The sequence below is a fragment of the Pseudoalteromonas atlantica genome, from assembly GCF_043641955.1.
Classification (GTDB): Bacteria; Pseudomonadota; Gammaproteobacteria; order Enterobacterales; family Alteromonadaceae; genus Pseudoalteromonas; species Pseudoalteromonas atlantica_A.
The window spans coordinates 341884-355087 of sequence record NZ_JBHZRV010000004.1; the positions used below are offsets into that span (position 1 = coordinate 341884).

General features: G+C 40.4%; 13 protein-coding genes. 3 read left to right on the forward strand and 10 right to left on the reverse strand.

Annotated elements, in window-relative coordinates; genetic code table 11:
• Positions 1-28 precede the first annotated feature (28 nt).
• Both thiI and ACHUE3_RS11060 read right to left on the reverse strand, forming a co-directional pair.
• Positions 29-1486 (reverse strand): tRNA uracil 4-sulfurtransferase ThiI, encoded by a 1458-nt coding sequence (gene thiI, locus ACHUE3_RS11055; RefSeq protein WP_394192467.1) that lies wholly within the window; start codon positions 1484-1486, stop codon positions 29-31.
• Positions 1487-1578: 92 nt separating this feature from the next.
• Positions 1579-2241, reverse strand: a complete 663-nt coding sequence (locus tag ACHUE3_RS11060) for a TetR/AcrR family transcriptional regulator (RefSeq protein WP_394192468.1) — start codon at positions 2239-2241, stop codon at positions 1579-1581.
• Positions 2242-2484: 243 nt separating this feature from the next.
• Between ACHUE3_RS11060 and coaD the strand changes: the two genes are divergently transcribed.
• Together coaD and ACHUE3_RS11070 are read left to right on the forward strand one after the other, a co-directional pair.
• Positions 2485-2967, forward strand: a complete 483-nt coding sequence (gene coaD / locus ACHUE3_RS11065) for a pantetheine-phosphate adenylyltransferase (protein ID WP_394192469.1) — start codon at positions 2485-2487, stop codon at positions 2965-2967.
• Positions 2964-4370 (forward strand): capsule assembly Wzi family protein, encoded by a 1407-nt coding sequence (locus tag ACHUE3_RS11070; RefSeq protein ID WP_394192470.1) that lies wholly within the window; start codon positions 2964-2966, stop codon positions 4368-4370. The genes coaD and ACHUE3_RS11070 overlap by 4 nt, the downstream gene beginning before the upstream one ends.
• Before the next feature lie 32 nt (positions 4371-4402).
• Here ACHUE3_RS11070 and ACHUE3_RS11075 read toward each other — a convergent pair whose 3' ends face one another.
• The 8 genes from ACHUE3_RS11075 to argC form a co-directional block, all read right to left on the reverse strand.
• Positions 4403-4873: a hypothetical protein gene (locus ACHUE3_RS11075; RefSeq protein ID WP_394192471.1), complete on the reverse strand. Its 471-nt coding sequence runs from the start codon at positions 4871-4873 to the stop codon at positions 4403-4405.
• 82 nt (positions 4874-4955) lie between these two features.
• Positions 4956-5486 carry a hypothetical protein gene (locus ACHUE3_RS11080; RefSeq protein ID WP_394192472.1) on the reverse strand — a complete coding sequence of 177 codons (531 nt, stop codon included), beginning with the start codon at positions 5484-5486 and terminating at the stop codon, positions 4956-4958.
• A gap of 35 nt (positions 5487-5521) precedes the next feature.
• Positions 5522-5737, reverse strand: a complete 216-nt coding sequence (locus ACHUE3_RS11085) for a hypothetical protein (RefSeq protein ID WP_394192473.1) — start codon at positions 5735-5737, stop codon at positions 5522-5524.
• 269 nt (positions 5738-6006) lie between these two features.
• Complete coding sequence (gene argH, locus ACHUE3_RS11090) at positions 6007-7872, reverse strand: argininosuccinate lyase (protein WP_394192474.1); 1866 nt, start codon at positions 7870-7872, stop codon at positions 6007-6009.
• A gap of 50 nt (positions 7873-7922) precedes the next feature.
• Positions 7923-9125: an argininosuccinate synthase gene (locus ACHUE3_RS11095; protein ID WP_394192475.1), complete on the reverse strand. Its 1203-nt coding sequence runs from the start codon at positions 9123-9125 to the stop codon at positions 7923-7925.
• Between the two features lie 10 nt (positions 9126-9135).
• The gene (locus tag ACHUE3_RS11100) at positions 9136-10056 is read right to left on the reverse strand and encodes an ornithine carbamoyltransferase (protein WP_394192476.1); all 921 of its coding nucleotides are present in this window, start codon (positions 10054-10056) and stop codon (positions 9136-9138) included.
• 7 nt (positions 10057-10063) lie between these two features.
• Complete coding sequence (argB, locus tag ACHUE3_RS11105) at positions 10064-10825, reverse strand: acetylglutamate kinase (RefSeq protein WP_394192477.1); 762 nt, start codon at positions 10823-10825, stop codon at positions 10064-10066.
• 8 nt (positions 10826-10833) lie between these two features.
• Positions 10834-11838: an N-acetyl-gamma-glutamyl-phosphate reductase gene (argC, locus tag ACHUE3_RS11110; RefSeq protein WP_394192478.1), complete on the reverse strand. Its 1005-nt coding sequence runs from the start codon at positions 11836-11838 to the stop codon at positions 10834-10836.
• A 208-nt stretch (positions 11839-12046) separates the two neighbouring features.
• Between argC and argE the strand changes: the two genes are divergently transcribed.
• On the forward strand, positions 12047-13195 hold the full coding sequence (argE, locus tag ACHUE3_RS11115) for an acetylornithine deacetylase (RefSeq protein ID WP_394192479.1): 1149 nt from the start codon (positions 12047-12049) through the stop codon (positions 13193-13195).
• Positions 13196-13204: the final 9 nt, after the last annotated feature.

Genomic DNA, 13204 nt, shown 5'->3' on the forward strand with positions numbered 1-13204 from the left:
TTCGCGCTTTCTATCTCTCTGCCAACTGTTATGGGCGATATACCTTCACATTAGCAAAACCGTTTTCATGCAATATAAGCGCTTGTAATTGACTCATTACCCCTTTTGCACAGTATAAGTAATAGTCTTTATCTTGCGGTAAATCACCAAACTTAGTCGCTAAACGGAAAAATGGTAAATGCACAACCTCAGTACCGTCAATTTCTAACGGGTTTGCATCTTCTTCTTCTGGTGAGCGAATATCAACAACCACTGCACCAGCAGGTAAATCAGATACCGACTCAGCCTCTTTAAGCTCTTGCTTTGCTTCTACATCAATATCACGAATATCCATCACACGTGCATTGGTTACAACAGTATCAAGCACATCAAAATCGAACTTTTGTTCTTCTGCTTCAATGACCTGTATTTTTGCTTTAACAGTCGGCTTTTTAGAAATTACACCACAATACTCTGGCATAGTTTCAGCCATTTCTGCTGTGCCGATTTTACGTGCAATATTGATAATTTCTTGTTTATCGTGCTGAATGAGCGGGCGCAAAATTAGCGTTTCTGTTACACGATCAATCACGCTTAAGTTAGCCAAGGTTTGACTTGAAACTTGACCAATACTCTCACCTGTAACTAGCGCTTGAACACCCATCTTCTCGGCTATTTTGCTACCAGCACGCATCATCATTCGCTTAAGCACTACACCCATTTGGCTGTTTTCAACGTTTTCAAGAATTTCAGCAACCACTGGCTCAAAGTCTACGCTGACAAACTTTACTTTGTGTGTAGAGCTAAACTGCTTCCAAATGTAGTAGCTGGCTTGCTTTACACCAATTTCATGGGCAGCACCACCTAAGTTGAAGAATAAGAAGTGAGTACGGGCACCTTTACGGATCATTTGGTAAGTAGCCACACCCGAATCAAAACCACCTGACATAAGTGATAGCACATCTTCTTGCGTGGGTAATGGGAAGCCCGCCATACCAAAATGAGTTTGCGTCACGATATATGCTTTATCATCTTTGATTTCGATGCGAATTGTCACTTCTGGGCGGCTAAGTTGTACGCGAGCACCTTCAACATGCTGATTTAATCCGCCACCCACATAACGCTCAACATCTGTAGAGGTGAATTCATGCTTACCTTGGCGTTTACAACGCACACAAAATGATTTGCCCGCAATGGTGTGGCCAATTAAGTCATAAGCAATTTCGTAAATATCATGAAGATTATCGTATTGGGTTTCTGTCACTTCAATAAACTGAACGATACCTGGGATTCGTTGTAGAGCGTCGATAAAATCAAGGCGCATCTGCGAATCATCACTTTTTGTGACAACCGAAATATTATCCCAATTATTTTTAACCTGCACTTTTTCGTCTAGCTTCCGTAGCACGATTTTAATGTTATTTTCTAACACTTTTGTAAAACGTTTACGCACTGAACGGCTCTTAATGGCTATTTCAGGATGAAGTTTGACGATAAATTTAAGCATAGTTTACTCGTTTGGCAATTTAAGAATTCACGCACCCACGTGTTGGGCGCGCGATTATAGCAAAAAATCTAACGTCTAGGAAATAAACAAATTTAGCAAGCTTGTGCTGTAGACTCTGGCTGTTGTGATAGTTGAGTATACTTTTCTTTTAATTGATTGAGCTTAGGAATGCTTTGCTCTGCCGCATAAGCTTTAAAAAGTAAAATAACTTTTAAAATACCTTTATAAATATCTTGCTGGGCAAGTTCACCACTCAAGCGACGCGCTTTTATATACGGCGTCCAAAAGCTCACGGTCAGCTTTAGCATGTGTGCAAGTTCAGTGGCATCTTCGTCATTAAGCTCCATTAAACCACTATCACGTAAGCTAATAATTATGCCACGTACTTGAGTCAACAGCGCGGCTTGAAACGCAATATAGTTCTTTTTAAGTTCATCGTCGCGCGACAGAATGTCACCTAAATTATCGTAGAAGAAATGGAACCTCCACATTAATTCAAACAATGCATCAAGGTACCCACTTAGCTGAACAAAGCCATCTGTATTTTCATCTACAGGGCTAAATTGGGTATGCAAATGCTCACTGTATAACGCAAAAATGTGACGAATAATGTCTTCTTTGTTTTTAAAGTGATAGTAAAGATTGCCTGGGCTGATCCCCATGTGAGAAGCAATATGGTTAGTTGTGATTGCACGTTCCCCGTGCTCATTAAACAGCGCAATGCTGGTCTTAATTATTTTGTCCTTGGTACTCATATTCGGCTACTCTAGATTTTTTTAAAGCAAATGCTCAAAGTTTACGCAATTAATACTAGCCGCGCAGTATATACAAATCCATTCGAATAAAACACCACCATGAAAATTTCTATCTTAAAATCAACATTTATTTAAGTGAAAATGAATTAAACTAACTTTACGCAAAAGCCGAATAAGTAAGAGGGCTGATTTGCATTGCAAACACTGCTAATATAGCCACAAAATAACACTAAGCTAAGTTCTATGAAAGTAACAGCAATTTACCCGGGTACCTTTGACCCATTAACCAATGGCCACACAGATTTAATTCAACGCGCAGCAAAAATGTTTGATACTGTGATTGTTGCTATTGCGAACAACCCAAGTAAAAAACCTTGCTTTAGTTTGCAAGAACGCGTTGCCTTAGCTAATAGCCTTTTAAACCATATTGAAAATGTGAGTGTTATTGGTTTTTCAGGTTTACTTGCTGACCTTGCTCGCGAGCACAACGCAAATGTTTTGATCCGTGGAATTCGTGCTGTATCAGATTTCGATTATGAATTTCAATTAGCGAATATGAATAGACGCCTAAACCCTGATTTAGAAAGTGTATTTTTAACTCCCGCAGAAAAGAATTCATTTATCTCCTCAACGCTTGTTAAAGAAGTGGCACGCCATAAAGGCGATGTTAGTGAGTTTGTCAGCCCAATTGTAGTCAAAGCTTTAGAGGAAAAATTACACGGATGAAGTTAACTAAACTTGCGAGTTTTGCCGCATTACTCTCACTTTCTTTACCGAGTTTAGCTGGCCCGTGGATTGAGGGAGATGATCCACTTTTACGTGCTTCAATTGAAATGCTCTTTAACCAAGGTGTTATTAAGCAACCGATTAATAGTTATCCTTTGATGTGGCAAGGTATTGCGCGCGACCTAAACAATGTCAATGTTGATACCTTACCTGTGCAAAGCCAGTTTGCTTTACAACATGTAAAACATGCCCTCGCAAATGCAAAGCAAAGTACCAGTTCAGGTCTTAAAGCACACTACAATAGTGATACAAGCTTACAACAAAGTTTTGGCAGCCGCGCTCAGCAAAAAAGCGGAGTAAATAGCTATGGCTCTATTACTGGTAATAGAGTCAGCGCTAAAGTCAGTGTAAATTATGCAGATGAAGCGCTTGATGATAAATACATAAACAATCAGGGGAGCTATTTAGCAGTCCTAATTGCTGACTGGTCAATCAGTGCCGAGCAGGTAAGTCACTGGTGGGGACCAAGTAATGATAACGCCCTACTACTTTCAAATAATGCAGCTCCCATGAAAGGTATTAGAGTTAACCGTGCTAATACTCAATATGATGGGCCAAGTTTTCTCTCATTCATTGGTAACTGGCAACTTACCGGTATTTTCGCTAAACAAAAACCGACTCTAAGCAATAATAATGAAGGTAATTATTGGGCGATGCGATTTGCCAGCACACCATTACCTGGTTTAGAAATTGCGTTCAGTACATCTGGGTCTGACTTTTTAACCAGCTCTTTTATTGATACTGCAACATTAGAAGCTGACAATAAAAAGCAACAACTTACTAGTCTAGATGCCAAATATTCAACGCAAATAGCAGGCCAAGCGATTGGGGTTTATGCAGAGCTAATGGGCCGTAATGACAGCGGATTTGCCCCCAGTGATCCATTTTATACCTTAGGCATTGAAAGCTTTTTTGGTGATCAGAACCAATTACTAAAAACTTACCTTGAGTATACCAATACTCAACAAGAATGCTTTTCAGCAATGGATTGCACTTATGGCAATGATACCTTAACTGATATCAGCGCAGGCTATATTCATAAAGATCGGTTAATTGGCAGCTCAACACCTTATAACAGTAAGTCAGCTGTATTAGGCGCTCAGTACCACACGATGCAAGGTTATGCTGGATTTGCCAAGGTGCGCTGGCTAAAAGGTGAATCACTCATAACAGCACCTGCAAATGAGGTAGGTTCATTTAAACGGCTACAATTAGAACTTGGTTATCAACAAGCAATATTTTCGGGTCTTTGGAAAGTGAGTGGCTCAGTGTTTAAAGACGAACTTAATAGTGATTCAGACACAAACACAGAGGTTAAAACCAGTTGGGAATACCGTTTTTAAAGATTTTAGAGCGACTGCTAAGTACATTGAGATCATGCACTTTGCTTGGTCTCAAACCCCCACCTATAACACCGTAATAGCCCTAAAAAGTCTTTGTTAGTTAACAGTGCAACAATCATCATCACATCCATAACATTGACGGTAATCGAGTAAAAAGTCCAAAACCACCAATGTTCGTAGTGTAATAAAACATTGATATCGATATGCATTGCCAAAAACAGCAGCATGTTCACCGTTAAACCAACAATGACGTAGAGCTTAGCAGGGAGGTTTTGCACTCTTGATTTTCTTGTTATAAATAAAATTATAAGCAAAATAACTAAGTCGCTGATAGCCCAGATAATGTATCCATTAATGCTATAAATAATATCAACTCCCACAGATAAGCTAAGAAGTGGGTCTGAACAAAGGTAAGATAAAAAAATAGCTAGAGACATCCACATCAGCACACCATCGCCATTAGGTGCTGCGGATTTTTTTACTAGGTTGTACAAGAACGCCATCAAGAAACTCCACATCACTAGTGAAGCGAGATACAAGCTTGCATACTCTTGGAAAAACTGCATTAAAAACTGTGGAATAAAATTAGCAATTTTTAAGATTGCTGATGTGCTTTTTCTTATTCCGTTTAGAAAATAACTTACCTATTCGCAACCAATCTTTTCCAAATACAAGAGTTACTACCATGAAGAAGTCAACAACGTTTATTCCAACTGAATAAAAACTCCAAAACCACCAATAATCAGAGTTACCAAGGTAAACAATGTCAACATGGATCCCAAAAAATATGAGCGTATTAATTGATAAACCAACTAATATATATTTTAAAGTAGCGGTAAATTGTAACTTCAGTATTTTGTGTGCTGCAAGAAGGGCAATTATGGTAATAACATCATACTTAACCCAAATTAGGTAAACATACATTCCCGCATTTAGATCAACAAACTCATAGCTCAAACCATACGAGAGGAGCATTATAATTGATATAACGAGAGGTGAACTATTTCTATCTTCTACTGTAAACTTGAGCAATAAATTGTACAAGCAAGCCATTAAAAAACCCCAAATGATAATAGTATCAAAGTGGATTCCTAAAGACGTTAAATCAAAATACATACACCATCTCGTTTTGCTAAGCCTAATTTAGCAAGTTATGAAGGTTTGCGGCGATCCGGGTCTGTAGATAAACCACCACCACCACGCTGAATCTCAGCTCCACCACTTGCGGCTAATAAGGCTTCATTAGATATAGACACTGTATCAGATTGTAGGGTTTTATTGCTAGCGCTTTGTTCTAAAGCAGGCTTTGATTGTTGCATAGAATTGTATGCTTGCATTTGCAGCTGGCTATTACCTGTAACTTGCATGAGATTGTTCCTTTCGTTAAATGTTGAGATTACTTAAGCAATTTAAGTTGTTATTGCATAACGCTATGATATTTTTTTGGCGTATTGCAAAGATGAACCCTTACTGAGTCATCTAATAAATATAAAGCAAATAGTGATCCAACTTTTAATGAAGCTTGATCTATTTATGATCTTTTTCTAGATATGCGAGCTTCAAGTGGTCATACCAGATGATGAAAGATATAAAAAAACGTACAGGGGTAACCGTACGTTTTTTATATCCAGGGATTTTAAGCTACGTTTTTACACGGGATCGCCGTATTCCGACTTGGCTTTAAAATAAATTCCATTGCGACTTCATCACAATTGTCTTTGCGTAAACACAGTTCACAATCTTTCATTACCTTTTCAGGTAAGCTTTCTTTGGTACAGAATGTAAAACCTTGTTTTTCAAAAAAATCTGGTACTCGCGTTAACACTATAATGCGATTAAGTGCCAATTTTTTGGCTTTTGTCAGCAGGTGCTCAACAAGTTGCCTTCCTTGACCGGTTATACCCGTTTCAGGATCAATCCCTAACGAGCGTATTTCAGCAAGGCCAGTATCATAAATGTACAAAGAAGCACATCCTGCAACTGTGGAGTTCACCTCAGTAACAGCAAATTCATTAATTGAGTGCACCATATCACTTTTGGCTCGCGGTAAATTCTCACCTACGGTGGCCCAATGCTGTATTAGCTTAGCGATAGACTCAACATCATCTAAATTTGCATCACGTACCGTTATTTGCTGTTTTTTTTTGGCATCTCTTACAGCAATAGATACTTGCTCAAGTGATGTGCCACCGAGTGCCTGACGTGCTTTAATACACGCATCTATTTCTAAAACAGGATATACGTCTTGTTCAAAAATACTATGCACTGACTTAAATTGTTCTAAACTTAAATCTTCTAAGTTATTACCTTGTGCAATAGCCATTTGTACCAGTACACCAACAATGTGATGACCTTCTCTAAATGGGATCCCCTTGGCAACTAAATAGTCAGCAAGTTCGGTCGCATTTGAATGACCGCCCTTTGCCGCAGCAAGTGTACGTTCGCCATTTACTTTTACACCTTTAATGCACGCTTGCGCCATATGAATACACGCAAGCCAAGTTGGCATGGCATCAAATAAGCCCTCTTTGTCTTCTTGCATATCTTTATTATAAGCAAGAGGAAGCGCTTTAAGCGTCATCATCATGGCACTAAACGAGCCAAATACTCGGCCAGTTTTACCACGAATAAGCTCAAGGGCATCTGGGTTTTTCTTTTGCGGCATTAAGGATGAGCCAGATGTCACGTTATCAGCAAGCTCAATAAACCCTGCTTCACCTGAGTTATAAAAGATTAAATCTTCTGCCATACGAGATAAGTGGATCATTGAAATAGACGCACAACTTAATAGCTCTAAAACAAAGTCACGATCAGATACCGAATCTAAACTATTTTTAGTGGCAGCGGTAAAACCTAGCCCCGTGGCAAGTGTTTGCCTATCTATTGGGTACGCAGTCCCCGCAAGTGCACCACTCCCCAATGGGCAAAAGTTCATCCGCGCTTTGGCATCATTTAAACGGCTTTCATCTCGCTCAAGCATTTCAACGTACGCCATACACCAGTGACTAAACAACAAAGGTTGAGCGCGCTGTAAGTGTGTATAACCAGGTAAAATAGTCCCAAGTTCACGCTCAGCAAGGGCAATAAATTCACCTTTTAACTGCCCTAATGCTTCAAGTAAGTGATCGGCTGTATCACGGCACCACAATCTAAAATCTGTCGCTACCTGATCGTTACGGCTACGCCCAGTGTGCAGCTTTTTCGCTAAGTCACCCACCTTTTCAATCAGTGCTGCTTCAACATGTGAATGAATATCTTCAGCGCCTGACGTCGCCACTGCACGTGGGTCCGCTTTTACTTCATCGAGTAATTCATATAATGCTGCAACAAGCGTTTCATGCTCGTTACTCGTAAGTACATCAACTTGCTTAAGCGCACCAGCCCATGCCACAGAGCCAACAATGTCTTGCTCTGCGAGTTGATAATCGAAGGGAAGTGAGTCGTTAAATTGTTTAAACGCCTCATCTGGACCCGTAGAAAAACGTCCGCCCCATAATGCCATGAAATATCTCCAAACCCTGAAACTGCCCCATTAAAATGGGGCGTATTAAATTACTTCTTCGCTAATGCCGAAATTCTGCTGGAAAGCGAGAACAAACGAATAAACCCTTCAGCATGTGATTGGTCATAAACATCATCTTCACCAAAGGTTGCAAAATCTTCACTGTATAAGCTGTTTGGTGATTTTTTCTGCACCGCTGTCACTTGGCCTTTATAAAGCTTAAGAACAACTTCACCCGTTGCTAAAGTAGATAATGCTTCTGCGCCCGCTAAGATTGAATCTTTAAGTGGGGTGAACCAGCGACCGTCATACACTAAGTGTGAGAACTCACCGCCCAATACTTCTTTCCATTTACGGCTTGATTTATCAAGTACAAGCTCGTCAATCGCTTGTAGTGCAGCCATGATCACGGTACCCCCAGGTGTTTCATAACAACCACGTGATTTCATACCGACTAAACGGTTTTCAACGATATCAACACGACCAACACCATGAGGCGACGCAATATCATTAAGTTTCACTAAACAGTCATAAGGTTTAAGTTGCTCGCCATTTACTGCGACTACTTCACCAGCAACCACATTTAAAGTAACAAGTTCTGGCTCATTAGGTGCCTGCTCAGGAGAGTTCGTCCAAGTCCAAACCTGCTCACTTGGTTGGCACCATGGATCTTCAAGTTCACCACCTTCATGAGAAATATGCCACGCGTTAGCATCGCGGCTATAAATTTTAGTTGCAGATGCTGAACAAGGAATATCACGCTCTGCTAAGTAATCTAATAGCGATTCACGGCTTGATAAATCCCATTCACGCCAAGGTGCAATTACTTTTAAGTCAGGTGCTAGGGCTGCAAAACACGACTCAAAGCGTACTTGATCATTGCCTTTACCAGTACAGCCATGAGAAAGCGCGTCGGCACCGACTTTACGGGCAATTTCAACCTGTGCTTTGGCAATGATTGGGCGCGCCATCGAAGTACCTAACAAATAAGTACCTTCGTAGATTGAGCCAGTTTTTAACGTTGGGTAAATGTAATCACTGACCATCTCATCTTTTAAATCAACCACATAACATTCTGATGCGCCTGACGCGATAGCTTTTTCTTCTACGCCTTCAAGCTCTTCAGCGCCTTGGCCTACATCGGCCACAAACGCGATAACCTCACAACCGTAGTTCTCTTTTAACCATGGCACGATAGCCGATGTATCTAAACCACCTGAATAGGCTAGTACGACTTTTTTAATTGAACTCATTGGTAATACCTTAAACAAAATTTGGATTTAATAATGTAACAAGCAGTGCATTTTGTGCATGCATACGGTTTTCTGCTTGCTGTATAATTTTTGACGCCGGGCCATCCATTACCTCAGAGGTAATTTCAAACTCACGGTGTGCTGGCTGACAATGCAATACAGTGTCAGCGCCTGTTTGTTCGAGTAATGCTGCATTTAACTGATACGGCATGTACTTTTCTTTAACTTGTTCAAGCGGTGTGTCATCACCCATTGATACCCACGTATCGGCATACACAACATTAGCACCTACCGCAGCTTCAACACGGTCGCTCACCATTACTGATGCACCATTCATTGCGGCTATTTGCTCTGCTTGCTTTAATATTTGCGAATCAGGTGAGCTGCCCTTCGGGCAAACTGCGACAAAATCAGTGCCAAGCGTTGCGGCCAGTAACATGAGTGAATGCGTCACATTGTTACCTTCTCCTAAATAGGCTAATTTTAGCTGGCTTACATCACCATACACTTCTTGCAGCGTTAAAAAATCAGCCAAAGCTTGGCATGGGTGATATAAATCACACAAACTATTTACCACTGGCACACTGGAAAACTCAGCCAGTGTGGTCAGCGTTTTATGCTGATTAACACGTGCGACTATGCCGTCAGCCCAGCTAGCAATATTTAGTGCAAAATCTTTTACTGACTCACGAGCCCCCATAGCCCCATTTTGCGAATCCAAATAAACCGCATGGCCGCCTAGTTTGTTAATACCAATGTCAAACGATAAGCGTGTACGTAAGCTTGGCTTTTCAAATAACGTGACGACTGACTTACCCGCGAGCGCTTGGCTAAAATCAGCGGGGTTTGCTTTTATTTTTTGCGCAAGATTAAGTAATTTAAGTACGCCTTTTTGGTCTAATTCAAGACCCGATAAAAAATGATTAAACATGTAAAACCTATGGTGTAATTTTTGTTCCGACGTGCTCACCGTTAAGTAAAGCAATTAAATTATCTGGCTTTTGCCAGCTCGAAATATACACACCTCGTCGTAAATGTTGGGCAGCGTGAAGACTGGTCTTAACTTTGACCTCCATCCCGCCCACAATTACTCCCTCTGCAATTAAAGTATTGATCTGATTTGTGTCAAGTTGATGTAACGGCTGTTTATTGCCATCTAATACGGCTTCTACATCCGTCATAAAAATAATTTCTGCATCGAGCTCTTTCGCAATTGCCGCGGCTGCTTCATCCGCGTTTACGTTATACCAAAGACCATCTTCACCAAATCCAACCGAACTAACTAACGGTAAACGCCCTAGCTTTAAAAGTTCAGGCAAAACACTTTGCACACCACTTTGGCATTGACCAACCTGACCTAATGCTTTTAGTTTTTGTGTAGAAGTAATACCGGCCTCATACAAGCTAAGACCTACTGGCTTATGACCTGCAATGATTGCTTGGCTCATCAATTGTTTATTGGCACATCCTGCCAATGCACCAACAATATAAGGCATCTGTTCTTTTGGACTAATACGTAAACCTTGGTGCTTGGCTGTTGCAAAGCCTGCATCTTTTAGCCAGCTATCAACAAGTGCACCACCGCCATGAACAATCACATATTGCGATTGCAACTGAGATGCTAAAGCTTCAAATAATGCTTTTGCTGCATCTTCAGTATTAAGTACTGCGCCACCTAATTTAATAACCCATGTCTGCATTACTAAAACTACCCTTTTAAACCTGTGCTGTGGGGCAAGCCCATAGCTAAATTAATACATTGCAATGCTTGGCCAGCCGCGCCCTTTAATAAATTATCTATCGCAGCCATAACAATCAGCTGGCTACCTTGTTGCTGCCATGCAATATCTACATATGGCTGCTTAGCAACCCCTTTGATAGACGGAATTTTGCTGCCCAACAAGCGAATTAACGGCTCATCTGCTAATACCTGATAAGCATCTGTTATTTGTTCAAGTGTTACGTCTGCTTTTAACTGAACGTAAATAGTTTCTAAAATCCCTCGTGGGAAATTACCAAGATGCGGAGTAAATAACACTTTATGGCCTAAGTATTGTTCAATCTCTGGGCTGTGTCTGTGGTTAAACAAACCATAAGGTGCTAAAGATACCTCACAAAAATGTGTCCCCACACTGGCTTTACGCCCAGCACCTGTGACTCCTGATACTGCATTTATAATGACAGGCTGATCAGCTAATAAACCCGCTTGTTGTAATGGTTTTAATGCATTAAGTGCCGCGGTTGGATAACAACCAGCAACAGCAACTAACTGCGCCTGTTTAATTGCTTCGCTATTCCACTCAGCCAATCCATAAGCTGCTTGGGCTAATAAGTCAGTGTGTTGGTGCTCAAAACCATAGTAAGTTTGGTAATCTTCATTACTGCTTAAACGAAAACCGCCAGATAAATCGAACACCTTTTTGCCCATAGCTAAAAAGCGTGGCGCTAGGTCAACACTCACTTTGTGATCTGTACATAAACAGACAAAGTCAGCTTTACTATTAATTTCGTTATAGGCAGCTTCGCTTAGCGGTAATAAGGGGGTATCCAGTAAACCTAAATGCTCTGGATATAAATCACTTAACATCTTGCCTTTATCTAAACTTTGTTCAGATACATAACAACCCGTTAAGGTTAACTGAGAGTGTTTTACTACTAAGCTGGCTAACTCAGCACCGCTATAACCACTTGCGCCAATAATTACTACGTTCATTCGTTACTCTTTCTAGTGTTAATTAGGTATACGTATAGATTTTAAGTGCGTTACAAGGCACTATTTTGAGGAATGAAATTTCGTTATCGTCGTATATTAGTCATAGCTCTGCTTTGGTATATTTATGCTTAAAAAGTGAATTGATATTCATCATAAATACTTTTATATTGTTATGCAATTAGAATGAATAATTATTTTGGAATTTTTTATGTCACTCCCTTCTTTTATGTCTATGTATCAGCAATTAATTGCTGCGCCTTCAATTAGCTCGATGGATGACTCTTTGTCGATGAGCAATAAGGGGGTAATCGATTTGCTTGCTAACTGGTGCAAAGAGCTCGGATTTGACTGTGAAATAACAGAACTTTCAGGCACTAAAGGTCGTTTTAACTTATTAGCAAAACGCGGTAAAGGCGATGGCGGATTAATGCTTGCGGGCCACACTGATACTGTGCCTTTTGATGACAGCCGTTGGAACTTTGATCCATTTAAATTAAACGAGTCTGATAATAAACTTTATGGCTTAGGCAGTATTGATATGAAAGGTTTTTTCGCTTTTGTTTTGCAAGCAATAAGTGAACTTGATGAGAGCAAACAAGCGCAACCGATTTTAATTTTAGCCACCGCCGATGAAGAAACCACGATGGCAGGTGCTCAGCAAATTTGTAAACACCAAAATTTAAAACCTGCACGCTGTATAATTGGTGAACCTACCGACATGACACCCGTTTTTACGCATAAAGGGCATATGAGTACGGCTATTCGAGTTATTGGCCGGTCAGGTCATAGCTCTGATCCTGAGCGCGGTTTAAATGCCATTGAAGTCATGCATCAAGTTACCTCAAGGCTGCTAGTTCTAAAACAAGAATTAAAGAATAAATATTCAGTTGAGCACTTCGTTATTCCCTACCCGACCCTTAACCTTGGGCATATACATGGTGGTGACAACGCCAATCGCATTTGTGGTTGCTGTGAAATGCATATTGATATGCGCCCATTACCTGGGTTAAGCGTACAAGAATTACAAGCGATGCTGTTAAATATAGCTGCAGATATTAATAACCAATACCCTGATTCAGTGAGCGTGATTGATATGCATGAACCCATCCCTGCTTTTACTGGCAGCACTGATTCTGCACTCGTTAAACTGGCAGAAAAAATATCTGGCGAACAAGCTGTAGCTGTAAATTACTGTACTGAGGCGCCTTTTATTCAACAGCTTGGTTGTGAAACTATCGTGATGGGACCAGGCTCAATTAATCAAGCCCACCAGCCAGATGAGTTTTTAGCGATGGAGAAAATTAAACCTTCGCAAAAAATTATTAGTGAAATGATTAGAGCCAGCTGTTTTAATTAAAAAATTAAA

What these genes read in the sequence shown, in the direction of transcription:
- argC (WP_394192478.1), bottom strand. Translation starts at nt 11,838, where the DNA reads ATGAACGTAGTAATTATTGGCGCAAGTGGTTATAGCGGTGCTGAGTTA.
- coaD (WP_394192469.1), top strand. Translation starts at nt 2,485, where the DNA reads ATGAAAGTAACAGCAATTTACCCGGGTACCTTTGACCCATTAACCAAT.
- ACHUE3_RS11080 (WP_394192472.1), bottom strand. Translation starts at nt 5,486, where the DNA reads ATGTATTTTGATTTAACGTCTTTAGGAATCCACTTTGATACTATTATC.
- argE (WP_394192479.1), top strand. Translation starts at nt 12,047, where the DNA reads ATGTCACTCCCTTCTTTTATGTCTATGTATCAGCAATTAATTGCTGCG.
- ACHUE3_RS11070 (WP_394192470.1), top strand. Translation starts at nt 2,964, where the DNA reads ATGAAGTTAACTAAACTTGCGAGTTTTGCCGCATTACTCTCACTTTCT.
- ACHUE3_RS11060 (WP_394192468.1), bottom strand. Translation starts at nt 2,241, where the DNA reads ATGAGTACCAAGGACAAAATAATTAAGACCAGCATTGCGCTGTTTAAT.
- argH (WP_394192474.1), bottom strand. Translation starts at nt 7,872, where the DNA reads ATGGCATTATGGGGCGGACGTTTTTCTACGGGTCCAGATGAGGCGTTT.
- ACHUE3_RS11100 (WP_394192476.1), bottom strand. Translation starts at nt 10,056, where the DNA reads ATGTTTAATCATTTTTTATCGGGTCTTGAATTAGACCAAAAAGGCGTA.
- thiI (WP_394192467.1), bottom strand. Translation starts at nt 1,486, where the DNA reads ATGCTTAAATTTATCGTCAAACTTCATCCTGAAATAGCCATTAAGAGC.
- argB (WP_394192477.1), bottom strand. Translation starts at nt 10,825, where the DNA reads ATGCAGACATGGGTTATTAAATTAGGTGGCGCAGTACTTAATACTGAA.
- ACHUE3_RS11075 (WP_394192471.1), bottom strand. Translation starts at nt 4,873, where the DNA reads ATGGCGTTCTTGTACAACCTAGTAAAAAAATCCGCAGCACCTAATGGC.
- ACHUE3_RS11095 (WP_394192475.1), bottom strand. Translation starts at nt 9,125, where the DNA reads ATGAGTTCAATTAAAAAAGTCGTACTAGCCTATTCAGGTGGTTTAGAT.
- ACHUE3_RS11085 (WP_394192473.1), bottom strand. Translation starts at nt 5,737, where the DNA reads ATGCAAGTTACAGGTAATAGCCAGCTGCAAATGCAAGCATACAATTCT.